Annotated in this window: 20 protein-coding genes; all 20 read left to right on the plus strand. The window is 53.8% G+C overall.

The window, feature by feature from the left end; translation table 11 throughout:
- The first annotated feature begins 26 nt into the window (after positions 1-26).
- The 20 genes from ftsY (at position 27) to M655_RS11665 (ending at position 16501) form a co-directional block, all read left to right on the plus strand.
- Positions 27-1034, plus strand: a complete 1008-nt coding sequence (gene ftsY, locus M655_RS11570) for a signal recognition particle-docking protein FtsY (RefSeq protein ID WP_005834327.1) — start codon at positions 27-29, stop codon at positions 1032-1034.
- A 143-nt stretch (positions 1035-1177) separates the two neighbouring features.
- Positions 1178-1516 (plus strand): putative DNA-binding protein, encoded by a 339-nt coding sequence (locus M655_RS11575; RefSeq protein WP_005834326.1) that lies wholly within the window; start codon positions 1178-1180, stop codon positions 1514-1516.
- 10 nt (positions 1517-1526) lie between these two features.
- Positions 1527-2942 carry a signal recognition particle protein gene (gene ffh / locus M655_RS11580; protein WP_005834324.1) on the plus strand — a complete coding sequence of 472 codons (1416 nt, stop codon included), beginning with the start codon at positions 1527-1529 and terminating at the stop codon, positions 2940-2942.
- A 112-nt stretch (positions 2943-3054) separates the two neighbouring features.
- A complete protein-coding gene (rpsP, locus tag M655_RS11585) occupies positions 3055-3327 on the plus strand; it encodes a 30S ribosomal protein S16 (protein WP_005834322.1) in 273 nt (90 codons plus the stop codon).
- Positions 3328-3350: 23 nt separating this feature from the next.
- Positions 3351-3578, plus strand: coding sequence for a KH domain-containing protein (locus tag M655_RS11590; protein ID WP_005834320.1), 228 nt, complete (start codon positions 3351-3353; stop codon positions 3576-3578).
- A gap of 71 nt (positions 3579-3649) precedes the next feature.
- Positions 3650-4078 (plus strand): YlqD family protein, encoded by a 429-nt coding sequence (locus M655_RS11595; protein ID WP_005834319.1) that lies wholly within the window; start codon positions 3650-3652, stop codon positions 4076-4078.
- Positions 4079-4093: 15 nt separating this feature from the next.
- Positions 4094-4612, plus strand: a complete 519-nt coding sequence (gene rimM, locus M655_RS11600; RefSeq protein ID WP_026557329.1) for a ribosome maturation factor RimM — start codon at positions 4094-4096, stop codon at positions 4610-4612.
- 12 nt (positions 4613-4624) lie between these two features.
- On the plus strand, positions 4625-5371 hold the full coding sequence (gene trmD / locus M655_RS11605) for a tRNA (guanosine(37)-N1)-methyltransferase TrmD (RefSeq protein ID WP_005834315.1): 747 nt from the start codon (positions 4625-4627) through the stop codon (positions 5369-5371).
- A 160-nt stretch (positions 5372-5531) separates the two neighbouring features.
- On the plus strand, positions 5532-5879 hold the full coding sequence (gene rplS / locus M655_RS11610) for a 50S ribosomal protein L19 (protein WP_005834313.1): 348 nt from the start codon (positions 5532-5534) through the stop codon (positions 5877-5879).
- A 91-nt stretch (positions 5880-5970) separates the two neighbouring features.
- Positions 5971-6534 (plus strand): signal peptidase I, encoded by a 564-nt coding sequence (gene lepB, locus M655_RS11615; RefSeq protein WP_005834311.1) that lies wholly within the window; start codon positions 5971-5973, stop codon positions 6532-6534.
- A gap of 30 nt (positions 6535-6564) precedes the next feature.
- Positions 6565-7458 carry a ribosome biogenesis GTPase YlqF gene (gene ylqF / locus M655_RS11620; RefSeq protein ID WP_005834309.1) on the plus strand — a complete coding sequence of 298 codons (894 nt, stop codon included), beginning with the start codon at positions 6565-6567 and terminating at the stop codon, positions 7456-7458.
- A gap of 87 nt (positions 7459-7545) precedes the next feature.
- Entirely contained in the window at positions 7546-8322 is a 777-nt protein-coding gene (gene rnhB, locus M655_RS11625) for a ribonuclease HII (protein WP_005834307.1), read from the plus strand.
- 34 nt (positions 8323-8356) lie between these two features.
- The gene (locus M655_RS11630; RefSeq protein WP_026557328.1) at positions 8357-10270 is read left to right on the plus strand and encodes a TP0910 N-terminal domain-containing protein; all 1914 of its coding nucleotides are present in this window, start codon (positions 8357-8359) and stop codon (positions 10268-10270) included.
- On the plus strand, positions 10267-10557 hold the full coding sequence (locus tag M655_RS11635; protein ID WP_026557327.1) for an EscU/YscU/HrcU family type III secretion system export apparatus switch protein: 291 nt from the start codon (positions 10267-10269) through the stop codon (positions 10555-10557). The genes M655_RS11630 and M655_RS11635 overlap by 4 nt, the downstream gene beginning before the upstream one ends.
- Positions 10554-10928 (plus strand): YraN family protein, encoded by a 375-nt coding sequence (locus M655_RS11640; protein ID WP_005834303.1) that lies wholly within the window; start codon positions 10554-10556, stop codon positions 10926-10928. Before M655_RS11635 ends, M655_RS11640 begins: the two co-directional genes overlap by 4 nt.
- A 334-nt stretch (positions 10929-11262) precedes the next feature.
- Positions 11263-12615, plus strand: coding sequence for an Ig-like domain-containing protein (locus M655_RS11645; protein WP_005834302.1), 1353 nt, complete (start codon positions 11263-11265; stop codon positions 12613-12615).
- A 176-nt stretch (positions 12616-12791) separates the two neighbouring features.
- A complete protein-coding gene (locus M655_RS11650; RefSeq protein WP_005834300.1) occupies positions 12792-13565 on the plus strand; it encodes a nucleotidyltransferase domain-containing protein in 774 nt (257 codons plus the stop codon).
- A 51-nt stretch (positions 13566-13616) separates the two neighbouring features.
- A complete protein-coding gene (locus M655_RS11655) occupies positions 13617-14252 on the plus strand; it encodes a hypothetical protein (protein ID WP_007777737.1) in 636 nt (211 codons plus the stop codon).
- A gap of 122 nt (positions 14253-14374) precedes the next feature.
- On the plus strand, positions 14375-14566 hold the full coding sequence (locus tag M655_RS11660; protein ID WP_007777738.1) for a hypothetical protein: 192 nt from the start codon (positions 14375-14377) through the stop codon (positions 14564-14566).
- 387 nt (positions 14567-14953) lie between these two features.
- A complete protein-coding gene (locus M655_RS11665; RefSeq protein ID WP_026557326.1) occupies positions 14954-16501 on the plus strand; it encodes a YifB family Mg chelatase-like AAA ATPase in 1548 nt (515 codons plus the stop codon).
- The last annotated feature ends 147 nt before the right edge of the window (positions 16502-16648 follow it).

Raw genomic sequence — 16648 nt, forward strand, 5'->3', positions numbered from 1 at the left:
AAGATTATCCGCAAAGGAAGATGAACATGAGCTTTTTCAAGCGCCTTCGTGACGCGATCGTCCAAAAATCCGAAGAAGTAACCCAGAAGTTTACGGATGGACTGGCGAAAACGAGAGATTTGCTGGTAGAAAAAGTGGAGGATCTGGTCCGCCGCTACAAAAAAATCGACGACGATTTCTTCGATGAGCTGGAAGAAATTTTGATTACGTCCGATGTCGGCGTCAACACCGTCATGGAGCTGATTGACGATTTGCGGACAGAAGTGCGCAAGCAAAAAATCGAAAACGCCATGGACTTGCAGCCGATTTTGTCGGAGAAGCTCGTGGCCCTGCTGAAAAACGACGAGGCGGCAGACACCGCGCTCAACGTCGAGGACGGACGGCTGAATGTCATTTTGTTCGTCGGCGTAAACGGAGTCGGCAAAACGACGACGATCGGAAAAATGGCGCACATGTTCAAGCAGCAGGGTAAAAACGTGCTGCTGGCCGCAGGCGACACGTTCCGGGCAGCCGCGATCGAGCAGTTGGAGGTATGGGGCGAGCGCGTCGGCGTTGACGTCATCAAACAGCAGCAAGGCTCCGATCCGGCAGCGGTCATTTACGACGCCATCCAGGCCGCCAAATCGCGCAAGGTCGACGTGCTTTTGTGCGATACGGCCGGACGTTTGCAAAACAAGGTCAATCTGATGGAGGAGCTGGCGAAGGTGCACCGCGTGTTGCAGCGCGAACTGCCTGGCGCGCCGCATGAAGTGTTGCTCGTCCTCGACGCCACGACTGGGCAAAACGCGCTGTCCCAGGCGAAGACTTTCGGCCAGTCCGCCGGAGTGACCGGCCTCGTCCTGACCAAGCTCGACGGTACGGCGAAGGGCGGCATCGTCATCGCGATCCGCAACGAGCTGAACATCCCGGTCAAATACGTCGGCCTCGGCGAGAAGATGGACGATCTGCAGCAGTTCGATCCCGAGCAGTTTGTGCATGCGCTGTTTGCCGGATTGATCCAAAAAGAGGAAGCCGAAGAGCAGGAAAACGCGTAATATCATAATGTCTGGAACGCAAAAAAAGATGTCAATAAAAAACCTTGACACTAGGTGTAGAATTAGGTACTATAATCTACGTGCTGTAAAGAAAAAGCCTTTACAGTTTCGAAACGAGTACCTCACAGCAAAGGATTGGTTTCATGTTAGAAAAGACCAATCAAGTCAATCTCTTGTTTGACTTTTATGCGCCGCTACTCAAGGGCAAGCAGCGAGAATATCTGGAGCTGTACTATCTGGATGACTTGTCGCTCGGAGAAATCGCGGAAATGCACGAGGTCAGCCGACAAGCTGTTTACGACCACATCAAGCGGGCAGAAAAGCAGTTGTTCGAATACGATCAGAAGCTTAATCTGGCACAGCGCCACGAGAAGCGGATGGAAGTGCTGGCACGAATGAATGAGCTTGTAAATGGGCTTGCAGAGAGCGAGACAAGAGACGAGCTGAATACTTTGCTCCACCAACTGTCAGAGATGGATTAGGAGGGCTCGCATGGCGTTTGAAAGCTTGGCCAATCGGCTGCAAAACGCATTTGACAAACTGCGCGGCAGAGGAAAGATCGACGAAACCGTCGTCAACGAGGCGATGCGGGAAGTCCGCCTTGCCCTGCTGGAAGCAGATGTTAACTTCAAAGTAGTAAAAGACTTCGTCGCTCGCGTCAAAGAGCGCGCAGTCGGCCAGGAAGTCATGAAAAGCCTGACGCCAGGTCAAATGGTTATCAAAATCGTGAACGAAGAGCTGGTCGCCCTGATGGGTGGCAGCGTAGCTCAGTTGACGATGGCGCACCGTCCGCCGACCGTCATCATGATGGCGGGTTTGCAAGGGGCGGGGAAAACGACCACGACTGGTAAGCTGGCCAAGTATTTGCAAAAGCAAAACAAGAAGCCGCTTCTGGTGGCAGCCGACATTTACCGTCCGGCTGCGATCAAGCAGCTACAAGTTTTGGGGGAGCAACTGAATGTTCCCGTTTTCACTCTCGGAGATCAAGTCAGTCCTGTTGACATCGCTCGGCAAGCGATTGAACACGCGAAAGCCAATCACCTCGACGTTGTGATTCTCGATACGGCAGGTCGCCTGCATATTGATGAAGCGTTGATGGACGAGTTGAAGCAAATTCGCGAAGTTGCCAAGCCCGATGAGATTTTGCTCGTCGTGGACGCGATGACAGGTCAGGACGCCGTCAATGTGGCGGAGAGCTTCAACAGCCAGCTCGAACTGACTGGCGTGGTTCTCACCAAGCTCGACGGGGATACCCGAGGCGGTGCGGCACTATCCGTCAAAGCTGTCACTGGCAAGCCGATCAAGTTTGCGGCGATGGGTGAAAAGCTGGATGCGCTCGAACCGTTCCATCCGGATCGCATGGCTTCCCGCATTTTGGGAATGGGTGATGTACTCAGCCTGATCGAAAAGGCGCAGGCGTCCGTGGATGAAGAAAAAGCGCGCGACATGGAGCGCCAGATGCGTCAAGGCGAATTTACCTTCGACATGTTCCTGGATTCCATGCAGCAGTTGCGCAATTTGGGGCCTTTTGAGGACATTCTCGGCATGCTGCCCGGAATGAACAAGATGAAAGGCAAAATGAACGTGGACGAGAAGCAGATTGCCCGCGTGGAAGCAATCGCCAAATCCATGACCAAGGCAGAGCGTGCCAACCCTGACCTCTTGAACGCCAGCCGCCGCAAGCGCATTGCGAGCGGAAGCGGCACGAGCATTCAGGAAGTGAATCGGTTCATCAAGCAGTTCGAGGAAATGAAAAAAATGATGAAGCAATTCTCTGGCGTCGCCGACAAGATGGTCAAGAAGTCGAAGAAAAAAGGCGGCTTCGGACTGCCGTTCATGGGCAAAGGCGGAGGAACCAACCAAGGCGGCATGAACTTCCCCTTCAATTTCAAACCACCGTTCAAGTAAAGAGGCATGATCTCTTCGCGCCGCTGACTTGTCAGACAGCGCGATGGTTCAGATATAGTAGCACCAACGCAGATGTTTATCTCGCGTTGATCCATACAGGAGGTGACACAACATGGCAGTTAAAATCCGTCTGAAACGCATGGGTTCCAAGAAAGCTCCTTTCTACCGTGTAGTAGTAGCTGACTCCCGTTCCCCACGCGATGGCCGTTTCATTGAAGAAATCGGTTACTACAATCCGGTTGCTCAACCGGCAGTGGTGAAAATTGATACCGAAAAAGCGGTACAATGGATCCTGAATGGTGCAGCTCCGACTGATACCGTTCGTAACCTTCTCTCCAAAGAAGGCGTTCTCGCAAAAGTGCACGAAACCAAATACGGCAAATAAGTCGGTCATCTGGGGGTCTGATGATGAAAGCGCTGGTCGAAACGATCGCTAAAGCTCTCGTCGATCATCCGAATGAGGTTCGTGTGAATGCAGTGGACAAAGAGCGCACTCTCGTCTTTGAATTGTCGGTGCACCCTGATGATATGGGGAAGATCATCGGCAAGCAAGGACGGATCGCCAAAGCCCTGCGCACTGTCGTGATGGCGGCATCCGTGGAAACGGACAAGCGCGTCACGGTTGAGATTGTTTGACAAAAAGGCTGGGAGCTTTCCCAGTCTTTTTTGGTTGATATGAACTGATACGTCGAAAGGAGTGACAGGACATGCTCACGATTTTTCGGTCGGTACAGGTCAAACTCATCATGACAGAAGCATCCCGCGCTGTGCTGATTGACCAGTACAGCAGACAGCTTCGCCAGCAGCGCGAAGAATGGGAGCAATGGCAGTTCCAATCGAAAAAAATATTGGCCGAAGCGAAGAAAAAGTCTGCGGATACATATGCGCTCGCGCAAGAAAAGATTGCCCAGGAAGAGCGGCGGCGCAAGGAAAAAATCGCCCAGCTCTCTTTTGCCTTGCAGCAGGCGGAGAGTCTTCCCGAAGGCAGTGAGATGGATTATCAGACTGTGCAAAGTCCCGTCACAATCCAAGTAGGCGATGTTTGGGATGAAATCATGGCAGGAACGGAAATCATGATAAAAGATGGACGAGTGCATGAGATTCGACAAACGGCAGGACATGCAGCCGATGAATAGAAGGAGTGAATACGCTTGGGCAAACAAAAGTTTTACACGGTGGGCAAGCTGGTCAATACGCACGGGCTCAAGGGAGAAGTGCGCGTAACCTCGACGACGGATTTTCCCGATCAACGGTTTCGCAAAGGCAGCGAGCTGTTTTTGTTTCACCCGTCTCTTTCCGAGCCAGTGAAGCTGAAAATCGCGACTCGTCGCGCCCATAAAGACTTTGAGATTTTGAGCTTCGAGGGTTATGGACACATTAACGACATCGAAAAATACAAGGGCGGCGAGCTGAAAATTCCGGAAGACGCGCTGATGGAGCTGGAAGAGGACGAGTTTTACATCCATCAGTTGATCGGCTGCGAAGTCGTTACGGACGAAGGGGAAGAGCTCGGAAAAATCGTCGATGTGATGCAGCCGGGAGCAAACGATGTGTGGGTCGTAAAAGGGCGGCGCGGAGAGATTTTGCTGCCGTTTATCGACGATTGCATCAAGGAAGTGGACATCGCCAACAAACGCGTGGTTTGCCATCTGATGGAAGGCTTGCTGTAGGAGGTACTTCTGATGCGGATTGACATTTTTACGCTGTTTCCCGAAATGTTTGCGGGCGTCTTGTCCAGCAGCATTTTGGGAAAAGCCCGCGAGAAGGAGCTGGTCGACTTTCACGTCACCAACTTTCGCGATTTTTCCGAGAGCAAGCATGGCACGGTTGACGATACGCCATACGGCGGCGGCGGGGGCATGGTGCTCAAGCCCGAGCCGTTGTTTCGGGCGGTAGAGGCGCTCGCAGGGGAAAAGAAGCCGCGTGTGATCCTCATGTGCCCGCAAGGCGTGCCGTACAACCAAAAGCTGGCCGAGGAGCTGGCCCAGGAGGAGCATCTCGTGTTCATCTGCGGCCATTACGAAGGCTATGACGAGCGCATCCGCGAGCATTTGGTCACGGATGAAATCTCGATTGGCGATTACGTGCTGACAGGCGGCGAGCTGGCCGCGATGGTCGTGATCGACAGTGTCGTGCGCTTGCAGCCGGGTGCTCTGGGAAACCAGACGTCAGCCGTCGAGGATTCGTTTTCGACCGGGTTGCTCGAATACCCGCACTATACGCGGCCGGCGGAGTTTCGCGGCTGGAGGGTCCCGGATATTTTGCTCTCCGGCCACCATGCCAACATCGAGCGCTGGCGCCTGAAAGAATCGTTGCGCCGAACGAAGGCGCGCCGTCCCGATCTCTTGGCGAAGCTTGAGCTGACAGACGAAATGAAAAAGCTGCTGGCAGAGCTTGAGCAGGAGCAAAACATGGAAGGAAAATTGTAGAACAGGCCTTGTAGTTTCCTGCCTACTATGTTAATATACTTCTTGTGGCAATTTTGCCCGCTGACTAAGGCGGTCCGCTACTCGTAATTCGGTCCCTGATGGGTGACCGGGCCAAACTGGCGAGACGAGTAAGAACGTCTATCGGAAGGAGGGAATTGAAATGAACCAAGTTATCCGTGAATTGGAAAAAGAGCAATTGAAACAGGATATTCCTGCGTTCCGACCTGGTGACACTGTTCGTGTACACGTTAAGGTTATCGAGGGTCAGCGTGAGCGTATTCAGCTGTTCGAAGGCGTAGTGATTCGCCGTCGCGGTACAGGTGTCAGCGAAACATTTACTGTTCGTAAGATTTCTTACGGCGTAGGTGTTGAGCGTACGTTCCCAGTACACACGCCTAAGATCGAGAAGATCGAAATCGTGCGTCATGGTAAAGTACGTCGTGCGAAACTGTACTATCTGCGCGATCGCGTAGGTAAAGCAGCTCGTATTAAAGAAATTCGTCGATAAGCGAAGCGCTTGAAAAGGGGACTGGTCTGCTTGCCAGGCCTCTTTTTTCCATTTACAGGGTTGGACGAGCCAGCTTGGGAGGGCGTAAGTGATGAACGAAGAAGTATCCTCCGGTCGCACGAAAAAAAATGAGCTATGGGAATGGACGAAGGCGCTCGGCATTGCCTTGATTCTCGCTTTTCTCATTCGAACCTTTTTGTTTGCCCCGTTTATTGTCGAGGGCGAGTCCATGGAAACGACGTTACATAACAGCGAAAAACTGGTCGTCAACAAGGCCATTTACTATTTGCAGGAGCCGAAGCCGGGTGACATCATCGTGTTTCACGCAGAGAAAACGCGCGACTACATCAAGCGCGTCATCGCTGTGGCGGGAGATACCGTCGAGGTGAAAGGCGATCAGCTCTACATCAACGGCAACATGGTTGAAGAGCCATATCTTGCACAACATAAGGAACAGGCGAAACAACAGGGAGAGCCGTATTTTACGAACGACTTCCCACCCGTCACGGTACCGGCAGGCCACATTTTTGTAATGGGCGACAACCGTCCGAACAGCCATGACAGCCGGGCCATCGGTCCTGTCGCTGTCAGCACGGTGGTTGGCAGAGCGGAGTTTACGTTCTGGCCGATTGCAAGCATTCGCATGACGAGATAATCGCAATAGCTTCAAGGTAGGTGAGACAACATGACGATCCAATGGTTTCCCGGACATATGGCCAAGGCGCGCCGGCAAGTTACGGAAAAGCTGAAATTGATTGATGTGGTGATCGAGCTTCTCGATGCGCGGCTTCCCCTTTCCAGCCGGAATCCGATGATTGACGAGATTGTCAGTGACAAGCCACGATTAATTTTGCTGAACAAAGCCGATCTCGCAGACGAGAAGGCGACAGAAGAATGGATTGCCTATTTCCGCAAAGAGGGCATTCGCACGCTGCCGATTGATGCCTTGAGCGGAAAAGGCGTAAACAAACTGCCTGAGCTGTGCAAGGAGCTGGCGGCAGACATGCTGGCGAAGCGCAGCGAACGCGGAATGCAAGGACGCGCGATCCGCATCATGATTTTAGGAATCCCCAACGTCGGAAAATCGTCGCTGATTAACCGTCTGTCCAAGCGCTCGGTAGCGGCAACGGGCGACCGCCCGGCCGTCACGAAGGCGCAGCAGTGGGTGAAGATGGGCGACACGCTTGAACTGCTCGATACGCCGGGGATTCTCTGGCCCAAGTTTGAAGACCAGATGGTTGGATTGCGCTTGGCGGCGAGCGGTGCGATCAAGGACGAGCTGATTGACTTTACAGAGGTAGCGCTGTTTGTCATCAGCTATATGATGCACTACTATCCGGAACGCTTGATCGAGCGTTTCAAGCTGAAGGAGCTGCCGGACGATCGCATCGCCATGCTGGAGGAAATCGGGAAAAAGCGCGGCTGCCTCATTTCGGGCGGCAACATCGATTACGACAAAGCGGCGGAAATCTTTTTGCGCGAGCTGCGCTCAGGGAAGCTCGGGCCGATCTCCGTGGAACGCCCGATTGACTGGGAAATGGACGAACCGATCGGCAAGCCGCTCTCGCTTATGGAATAGCGTAACGTTTTGCCGCACACGCACACGAAAAGCCTGTCTATCGATTGCTGATAGACGGTTTTTTTCGTAAGAAGGAGAAATGAGTCAATGAATCTGGCGGATATGTCGATAAAAGAAATACGGATGGCGATCGAAAAATTGGACGAGGTACCTAGTGATTTTTTACAATGTTTGCAAGCGGACAAACGGGCAGGCGTGCAGGCGCTGGCGAAGCAGGTAGAAGCCGCGAAGGCTCGCCAGGCCAAGCTTCAGCAACTGTGGACCGAGATGAGTACATATGAACGCGCACTCTATGCCGACGGGCACCAGCACGTTTTTGGGGTGGACGAGGTAGGGCGCGGGCCTTTGGCCGGGCCTGTCGTGGCGAGTGCCGTTTGCTTGCCGAAAGATTTTTATTTGCCAGGCTTGAACGATTCCAAAAAGGTTCCGGTAGCTACGCGCGAGGCGTTTTACGAGGTAATTATGCGGGATGCCGTTGCGGTCGGAATCGGCATGGTCGATGCTCGGCGGATCGATGCGATCAATATTTTGAACGCTACCAAGGAAGCGATGAAGGCAGCCATCGAAGACGCCGGAGTGCCCGCTGATGTGCTTTTGATTGACGCTGTGCAACTGACAGGGGTGTCCTGCAAGCAAATCCCGATCATTGGCGGCGATGCGAAATGCGTATCGATCGCAGCAGCGTCCATCGTGGCAAAAGTGACGAGAGACAGGATGATGGCTGAGTACGCCAAACAGTACCCGCAGTACGGCTTCGATAAAAACGCGGGCTACGGTACAGCCGAGCATCTCGCAGCGATTGCCGCATACGGGCCGACGCCGCTTCACCGTATGACCTTTACCGGGGTGAAAGAACAAGCCTGACCAACTGCTTAGCACTTTCGAAGGAGGGGAGTCCATGTTATCCACGTCGCAAATCATGTCGTCTTTCGTGCAAAAGACACCTTCGGCAAACGTCAAGCCGGTAGAGCTGACGCCCGGACAAGTATTCAAAGGCACGGTGGTCAAGCATTATCCGGACCAAATGGCGCTGGTCCAGATCGGCGGAATGCAGGTTCAGGCCAAGCTGGAGGCGAATCTCGAAGCGGGTCAAAAGGCGTGGCTGCAGGTTCAGCCTTCGAACGGAGTCGTAACCTTGAAAGTGCTGGACACGTCTGCGGAAGCGACAGGAAAGGAAGCATCGCTGGAAAGCTTGATGCGTTCTCTCGGCATTGCGGAGACAAAAGAAAGCAAGGCAATCGTACAGGCGCTCGTGAACGCCAATTTGCCTGTCACCAAGGAAATCGCCCAGGCTTTTTCGCAGGTGGCGCAGCGCATCGGGATGGATGACAGCACAGTCGATGCGTTTCTTTTGGCGATGAAGCGGAATTTGCCGCTGACGCCAGATTCGGTTTCGGGACTGAAGGCGTTTGTGTCCGGCAAACCGCTGGGCCAGGCGATTCAGCAGTTTTTGCAGGAAGCGACGTTGTTTTTGAACCAGGAGGAAAATGCCGCCAAGCAGCCTGGACAGCCTTCCGCTTCCGGCACAGGGGCACCGTCTGGCGCGATGAGCGCGGATGTTCGGCAAGTGGTCGGCCAACTGAAAGAAAAGCTGGCTGCGCTGCCGTTGTTGCTGCCGACAGCGGAAAGCGCGGAAGGTGCGGCTGTCTCCACCAAACCAGTCGCGCAAGGAAATGCAACCAGTCAAGGCACAGCGCAAGCGGCGGCAGGCAATGCCAGCCAGTCCACTCTCCAAGCGCTTTCTTTAAACGCGCAAGGGACGGCGTCCAACGCTTCTGTAGCTCCCGGATCAATCGGACTACAGGCGGCGGGAGCGCAAGTGCCAGCCAGTCAGCCGTCTGACGGTACGGGAAAAGCGACCAGCCTGCCAGGTGCTGTGCCACTCGCAGGGGCGGGTGAAGCGCCTTCCAGCGCAGCTTCGGCAAATGCCATGCGCCAAGCGAGAGCTGTGCCTGAGCAGACAAGCTCCGCTTTTCCAGCGGGAGCAGCTTTGGAAGGGACGAAAAACAGCCAGCAGCCGTCTGGACTTTTTCCCCAGCAAAATCAGGGGCCAAATATCGAGCTTCCCGCTACAGCCAGGCCAATCGCCACCCCCGGCGGACAACAGGCGAATGGCGCAGTGCAGCCGCCTGTGACGGGGACTGTAACAGGCTCGCCCTCCGCCAACCCGCTCGTCGAACTGTTTCGACACTTGGGCATCAACCATGAACGCGAATTGATGGGCCAGGCGCTTGGACAGCAACAAGCCGATCCGGGAGCGCGCAAGCAGCTCGAAACAGTGAAATCGTTGCTTTTGCAGATCAGTCAGGCGCCTGCGCAATCAGTGCCGACTGCGCTGCGCGAGGCAGCCGATCAGTTGCTGCAGCAAGTCACCGGACAGCAGTTGATGATGGTCCAGCCAGGCAGTCACACCTTGTCGCAAATCGTGCTGCAAATTCCGATTCGCCAGGCAGATGGCGAGGAGACGGCTTTTGTGCAGATCGAATCGAAAAAGCAGGGAAGCGGCAAGCTGGACCCGGAAAACTGCCGCTTGTTTTTCCATCTGGAGCTGAAAGGCATGGGGACGACGATGATCGACGTCGGAATTGTGAACCGGATCGTCAACCTGCAAATCTTCAATGATTCTCCTTGGCTGGAAGCACTGGCCCAGGGGACGAAGGAGCAGTTTGCGAAGCAATTGCACGACGTGGGCTATCATTTGTCCGCCATGCGCATTCAGCCAGTTCCCGACAGGCAGAGCAGCAAGCCGGGAGCGAGCCAGGCCAAAGGAGCGATTTTTGCCGATTACAAAGGGATGGATGTGCGCGTATGAACCAATCCGGCACCCCTGACAACAAGCGCAAGCAGGCTGTAGCCCTCAAATACCAGGCTGGCGCCATGGAAGCGCCAAAAGTGGTCGCAAAGGGGAAAGGCTTCGTTGCCGAGAACATGCTGAAAACGGCCAAGGAGCACGACATCCCTATTCAGGAAGACCCTTCTCTCGTAGAAGTGCTGGGGAAGCTGGATTTAGACCAGCAGATTCCCTCTGAGCTGTATCAGGTAGTGGCGGAAGTGCTCGCTTTCGTGTACCGCCTGGACAAAGGGGGAGCCAAAAGATGAGCAACCGCCGCAGACTTCTCGGACAAAAAGGCGAGCAGCTCGCGAAGCGTTATTTGCTGCAAAAAGGGTACGAGATCGTCGCGCAAAATATACGCACGAGACAGGGCGAGATTGACCTGATTGCCCAGGATGGCGAAACGCTTGTCTTTGTAGAGGTGCGCACCAGGAGCAGTCTTGCCTGCGGCACGGCTGCCGAATCCGTGACGTGGAGGAAAAGACAGAAGCTGCGTGAGCTGGCTGTCGCTTATTTGCAGGCGCAGTCGCGGCATGTGCCGTCCATTCGCTTTGACGTCGTCGCCATTTTCCAGCCCGCCTCGGCCGATGGCGAGCAAGCAGCGACGACGATCGAGCATTTTGTGGGGGCTTTTTAAAAAAACGGGCTCCAGGCTACCTGGATAATGGGGATATGTCTACAGCAAGGGTCACCGCACCTGCGTACAATGTACTGTACTCGACGCGATGAAACTCCTCCAAGCATCATCATTCGCCTTCCAGGCATAGGCTGGAAGGCATTTTTTCTTTTTTCCGGCATAAGCCACAAGTCCGATCAGCCTGTGTTGCCAAACGAAAGAAACGATTGCCTTTCGCGCTAAATTAAAGTTTTTTAGAAAAACAAATGTTTTTCAAAAAAACTTGTGATTCAATGTGACATTTTTCCATTTCATTCGTCTTACTTGGTGAAGGAAACAATGTGGAGGGTAAAACATGAAGCTGACAAAAAGCAAGGTAATGAAAAACGTCTCACTCGCTGTCGCAGCTATTTGCGCCGTTCAGTTTTCCGTAACGGGCATTGCGTCTGCACAAGTATCCACAGCCCAAGCTGCGAGCAGCTATGTAGCGAAAGCCGATGCAAGCGGCCTTGAGGCAAGCTCGTATTATGCGGAAGTAACCATCGGGCAGCCGCTGACCTTGAAAGTTACATACAATGGCCGCCCGCTGGATGGCGCGCTTGTAAGCTGGACAACTTCCAACAGCTCGATCGCAACGGTTCGCAATGGAGTCGTAACCGGATATAAGACAGGCATGGTCATCATTAACGGGAAATACAACGGCGATTCGATCCGCATCCGCGCTTCCGTCATCAAAGAGCCGACATTGGAAGCATCCAGCACTTCGGTAAGCCTGAAAAAAGGCGATACGAAAACGGTTTCCCTCCAATACGGAGGCAAAGCGCTTTCCGGCCTCGATGCATACTGGGTATCTTCTGATGAATCGGTGGCGACGGTAAAAAGAGGCGAAATTACGGCGAAAGCAAACGGTACCGCAGTTATAACGGCTGAGTACAAAGGAAAGTCCATCAAAATTAACGTGAAAGTGTCCGGCAATCAATCCGGCAAGCTCGAAGCCAATGAGAGCAAAATTTCGCTGAAAAAAGGCGAGAAAGAAACGATCAAGCTCACCTATGATGATGAAAAGCTCGCTGGATCGAAAGCAACCTGGAAAACATCCAAATCTTCCGTAGCAACTGTATCGGATGGGGTCATCACGGCGAAAGCCAAAGGTACGGCAACCATCACAGCGGAATACAAAGGCTACAAGGTAGAAATCGAAGTCAGCGTCGACAACGGCAGCTCGGCTTTGCTGGAAGCAAACGAGACTAAGCTGAAGATGAAAAAAGGCCAGGAAAAAACGATTACCCTCCGCTATGACGACGAAAAGCTCAACGGCTCCAAAGCAGAGTGGAAAACATCCAAATCATCTGTAGCGACTGTTGACGACGATGGCGTTGTCACAGCGAAAAAGAAAGGGACCGCAACGATTACGGCTACGTACAAAGGTGAAAAAGTCGAAATCGAGGTTACGGTAGGCGACAAAGGCAGCAGCCTGCTGGAAGCGGACGACACCAGCCTGAGCCTGAAAAAAGGGGATTCGGAAACGATTACGTTGACCTATGATGGAACAAAGCTCACCGGCTCCAAAGCGAGCTGGAGCACGTCCAAGTCTTCCGTAGCTACCGTTTCCACGAGCGGCAAAGTGAAAGCGAAGGCGAAAGGAACGGCAACGATTACAGCCAAATACAAAGGCGAAGAAGTAGAGATCAAAGTAACGGTAAAATAATAACGCCCGCGAAAACGCTCGCTGAATCCAGACCATCTGGTTCAGCGAGTTTTTTTTAGGTCCGCACACAGTAGCCGGATGAAGACGCACTTGCTACAATCAGGAAAGACGGTAAAAATTCGGACGACACGTCAGCGTTTGTTTTGCGCTCGCGACTGTCGGGAAGGGGATGGCAGATGCAGGAACTCATCAGGCAAAAGCTGCTGGAAATCGAAAAAGAACACGAGCTGAAGGTGCTGTTTGCCGTCGAGTCCGGGAGCCGTGCCTGGGGCTTTCCTTCGCAGGATAGCGACTATGATGTACGGTTTGTGTACGTGAAGAAGCCCGAGTGGTATCTTTCCATTGATGACAAGCGGGATGTCGTGGAGCTGCCCATCGATGAAACGCTCGATATAAGCGGCTGGGATATACGAAAGGCGTTGAAGCTGTTTCGCAAATCCAATCCGGCTCTGCACGAATGGCTGGCTTCCGGTATCGTTTATCGGGACGAGCTCGGATTTCGCGCGGAACTGATTCAGATGCGCAACGAGTTGTTCTCGCCCAAAACAGCGATGCTCCACTATTTGAGCATGGCGAATGGAAACTACCGCAAGGATTTGCAGGGTGACCACGTGCGGATCAAAAAATATTTTTACGTCCTGCGCCCGATCTTGGCTTGCGAATGGATCGAAAAGTACAGGACAAACCCTCCGCTCCTGTTTCAGCAGTTAGTAGCCGAGCTGGTGACAGATGCGGACCTGCGGCGGGAAATAGACGAGCTGCTGCACCGGAAAATGGAGGGAGACGAGCTTGATCTGGAACCGAGGATAGATGTGATTCACGCGTATATCGACGACAGACTGGAAAGACTGAGCGCCTGTGCGAGCGAATACGCAGGCAGCATGCCCGATCAGACGGCCAGGCTGGACGAGCTGTATCGCCGCTATTTGCGCTTGGCCTGGCCGGAGTGATGCGAGTGCCGTAGGAGCAGCGAAAAGAGCACAGGGATGGGGGAGCAGCCAATGACAAAGCTGCCTGAGCATACCCGCGAGGAACTGAAGCGCAAGGACAAGTTGGGCGAGCCTGCAAAGTCCGCAAAGCCCGCATGTGTCCAAGCGACCGCCTTCATGCAGCGAAACACCACTTGCTGGGAGCCAGGCGTGACGGAGAGAGGTTCGGCAGCAGCGTGTTCAAAGCGTTTGCATCCGACAGACTTTCCAGCCTGCAAGCGATTTGTCATTGCTCCTTACGTCGGGGCTGGAGTGATTTTGCTTGGCATGAGCCGGGAGGAAGCGGCCGATGCCATGCAGTTCATTCCGCGACCATTTCGCACGTTTCAGCAGCCTTTGGACAGTGACGATTTCTCGTGTTGCTTTGTTTCCTACAAACCTCCCGGCGTTTGTGAGGCGGTGGAATTTCATCCGAATGTTGAAGTTCTTTTTTACGGAAAAAATTTGCTGGGGCAGCCGTATCAGGAAGTAGAAGCGTTCGTTCGGGAGCATGATCCTGATTGGCAAGCGACAGGCGACGGTTTTACTTCGTTTCGCTACGGCTTTGGCGTCTACGCTCCCTATGCGTTTGAAGACGTGTGCCAGCCTGTGGAATCTGTCATCGTCTTTGAAAAAGGCTACTACGCGCAAGCACCTGGAAGCGGCTAGATTGTAGCGGACGCATTGAAAAGCAAGCTCACAGTCGATTGCCCGCCAATTATTTGGTATAATGCCGTAGGTACATACGATCTTTTCCAACCATTATTTTTTCGTGCAAAGTGAGGATTTCCATGATGAAGAAGCTGGTACTCGTATTAGACGTAGAAAAAGCAGACAAAATCGACATGCAAAAGCTGGCCGACTCGATGTCGGAAGCCATTCAAACTGTAGAGGGCATCGTCTTGCACGACCTCGTCATGTTTGACAACGACGAAAACAATGCCGACAAGCTCATTGCCAATGTGAAAAAGGAGCTTTCCTAAAACGAACAGCGCTGCGCCGCGCAAGTGACGGCTTGCCGCCAGGGTGTAGCGGCTGCAGGGACAAAAGAACAGCCATGCCAAGACTCGCGTATTGTGTAGCGGGTCTTTTTGTGTTTGGACAGATTTGTTGCAAGACACAGCCAGTTGCAAGAGAAGGGAGGCAGTCTGTGAGAAACGGATATGCGGCAGGTTTGGAAGATTTTCTGCCGCTGCGATAAACTTTCGTACTCAGCTTGCTTTTCCACTTGCGCTAAACCTGCGTGTACCTCGCTTTCATTCTCACTGCTGAGCTAAACCTGCGCACCTCGCGTTTTCATTCCCGCCACTGTAATAAACTTGCACATCCCTGCTATCTTTTCCTACGCTACTAGCAAAGGGGGAGAGAATATGTACGCATGCAGCTTTTCCGGGACTGTTCTCGGCATAGACGGGATGATTGTGAGCGTGGAAACGGACATTGCCAATGGACTGCCGCAGTTCGACCTGGTCGGGCTGGGCGGCTCTGCCGTGAAGGAAGCGAGGGACCGCGTTCGTGCTGCCTTGCGCAATGCAGGCTACGATTACCCGATGCAGCGAATTACGGTCAATCTGGCGCCAGCGGACCAGCGCAAGGAAGGCTCTGGCTTTGACCTGGCCATCGCGTTTGGCATTTTGCTTGCCTCCAAACAAATACTGCCCCGCCCAGAGCGAATTTTGATCCTCGGAGAGCTTGCCCTCGATGGCTCCCTGCGTCCCGTGCCGGGCGTTCTCCCCATCCTGCTGGAAGCGACGAAGGCAGGCTTTACCCACGTCATTTTACCCGAGGCAAACGCCGCCGAAGCGCATCTGGTCGAGATTATCGTCTTGCCCGCCGCCAATTTGACGGAAGCGGTGCAGTATTGGAAAGAAGGACTACAGCCCAAAAATCCGCAGGCTGCGGCGTCTGCATCAACGCGGACTAGCCAAACCCCTGTGACCCCGCAGGCACCGGATTTTGCGCATGTGTACGGCCAGCGCTTCGTCAAACGCGGGCTGGAGATCGCGGCAGCCGGTTTTCACAACGTCATTCTGGTCGGACCGCCCGGCTGTGGCAAGACGCTGCTGGCCACCTGTTTGCCAGGCATCATGCCAAAAATGACGACGGACGAATCGTACGAGGTCACGAAAATATACAGCATTGCAGGACAACTGAAGCGCGAGGGCGGACTCATCCAAGAGCGGCCGTTTCGCGCTCCGCATCATACGATTACAGCTACAGCTCTGATCGGGGGAGGGGCACAAATTCCCCGACCGGGCGAATGCAGCCTCTCGCATGGCGGGATTTTGTTTTTGGACGAGATGCCCGAGTTTTCCCGTCACGTCCTTGAGGTGCTGCGCCAGCCACTGGAGGCAGGGATTGTGACGATTGGCCGCGCCAAGCAGGTGTTTTCCTTTCCGGCGAGATTTTTGCTGATCGGCTCGTGCAATCCTTGTCCGTGTGGATTTTTCGGCACCCGGGAGAAGCAGTCGTGCTCCTGCTCCCCGCAACAAATATACAAATACCGCTCCAAGCTGTCCGGGCCGCTTTTGGACCGGATTGACCTGCATATCGAAGTCCCGCGTGTGCCCGTACAACTGTTGCACAACCGCTCCATGGAGGAATCGTCGCGGGACATTCAGGCGCGAGTAGAACGGGCGCGCGCCATTCAATGCGACAGATATCGGCATCGCCCCGCCAGCCCCTTCAATAGCATGATGAACGCCGAAGAGCTGCGCAACTACACCAAACTGGACAAAGAAGGACAAGAAATGTTGCAGCTTGCGTTTGAGACGCTCGGTCTGAGCGCGAGAGCCTACGACAGAATCGTCAAGGTAGCGCGAACGATTGCAGATTTGGAGGGAGCAGCGAAGATTGAGGCCGCGCACGTCGCGGAGGCGATTCGGTACAGGGCGTTGGACAGAGGGGTGCCGTTTTGACCGCGTGCAGTAGGTGGGCAAGTGCGGTTGAGCGCTTTGGCACGCAACCGCTGCAAGCAACTACAACACCTACTGCAAGCACCTACCCAAACATCTAGCTACAAACCTCATTCTGGCAAACAAGCGCAAGCGAATACTCTCTGTACC

It is taken from the genome of Brevibacillus sp. NSP2.1 (genome assembly GCF_000470975.2).
In the GTDB taxonomy this organism is placed as follows: Bacteria; Bacillota; Bacilli; order Brevibacillales; family Brevibacillaceae; genus Brevibacillus; species Brevibacillus agri.

Excerpts from the sequence above, each read along its gene's own strand:
- ftsY (WP_005834327.1), top strand. The coding sequence starts at position 27 with ATGAGCTTTTTCAAGCGCCTTCGTGACGCGATCGTCCAAAAATCCGAA.
- M655_RS11575 (WP_005834326.1), top strand. The coding sequence starts at position 1,178 with ATGTTAGAAAAGACCAATCAAGTCAATCTCTTGTTTGACTTTTATGCG.
- ffh (WP_005834324.1), top strand. The coding sequence starts at position 1,527 with ATGGCGTTTGAAAGCTTGGCCAATCGGCTGCAAAACGCATTTGACAAA.
- rpsP (WP_005834322.1), top strand. The coding sequence starts at position 3,055 with ATGGCAGTTAAAATCCGTCTGAAACGCATGGGTTCCAAGAAAGCTCCT.
- M655_RS11590 (WP_005834320.1), top strand. The coding sequence starts at position 3,351 with ATGAAAGCGCTGGTCGAAACGATCGCTAAAGCTCTCGTCGATCATCCG.
- M655_RS11595 (WP_005834319.1), top strand. The coding sequence starts at position 3,650 with ATGCTCACGATTTTTCGGTCGGTACAGGTCAAACTCATCATGACAGAA.
- trmD (WP_005834315.1), top strand. The coding sequence starts at position 4,625 with ATGCGGATTGACATTTTTACGCTGTTTCCCGAAATGTTTGCGGGCGTC.
- rplS (WP_005834313.1), top strand. The coding sequence starts at position 5,532 with ATGAACCAAGTTATCCGTGAATTGGAAAAAGAGCAATTGAAACAGGAT.
- lepB (WP_005834311.1), top strand. The coding sequence starts at position 5,971 with ATGAACGAAGAAGTATCCTCCGGTCGCACGAAAAAAAATGAGCTATGG.
- ylqF (WP_005834309.1), top strand. The coding sequence starts at position 6,565 with ATGACGATCCAATGGTTTCCCGGACATATGGCCAAGGCGCGCCGGCAA.
- rnhB (WP_005834307.1), top strand. The coding sequence starts at position 7,546 with ATGAATCTGGCGGATATGTCGATAAAAGAAATACGGATGGCGATCGAA.
- M655_RS11630 (WP_026557328.1), top strand. The coding sequence starts at position 8,357 with ATGTTATCCACGTCGCAAATCATGTCGTCTTTCGTGCAAAAGACACCT.
- M655_RS11635 (WP_026557327.1), top strand. The coding sequence starts at position 10,267 with ATGAACCAATCCGGCACCCCTGACAACAAGCGCAAGCAGGCTGTAGCC.
- M655_RS11640 (WP_005834303.1), top strand. The coding sequence starts at position 10,554 with ATGAGCAACCGCCGCAGACTTCTCGGACAAAAAGGCGAGCAGCTCGCG.
- M655_RS11645 (WP_005834302.1), top strand. The coding sequence starts at position 11,263 with ATGAAGCTGACAAAAAGCAAGGTAATGAAAAACGTCTCACTCGCTGTC.
- M655_RS11650 (WP_005834300.1), top strand. The coding sequence starts at position 12,792 with ATGCAGGAACTCATCAGGCAAAAGCTGCTGGAAATCGAAAAAGAACAC.
- M655_RS11655 (WP_007777737.1), top strand. The coding sequence starts at position 13,617 with ATGACAAAGCTGCCTGAGCATACCCGCGAGGAACTGAAGCGCAAGGAC.
- M655_RS11660 (WP_007777738.1), top strand. The coding sequence starts at position 14,375 with ATGATGAAGAAGCTGGTACTCGTATTAGACGTAGAAAAAGCAGACAAA.
- M655_RS11665 (WP_026557326.1), top strand. The coding sequence starts at position 14,954 with ATGTACGCATGCAGCTTTTCCGGGACTGTTCTCGGCATAGACGGGATG.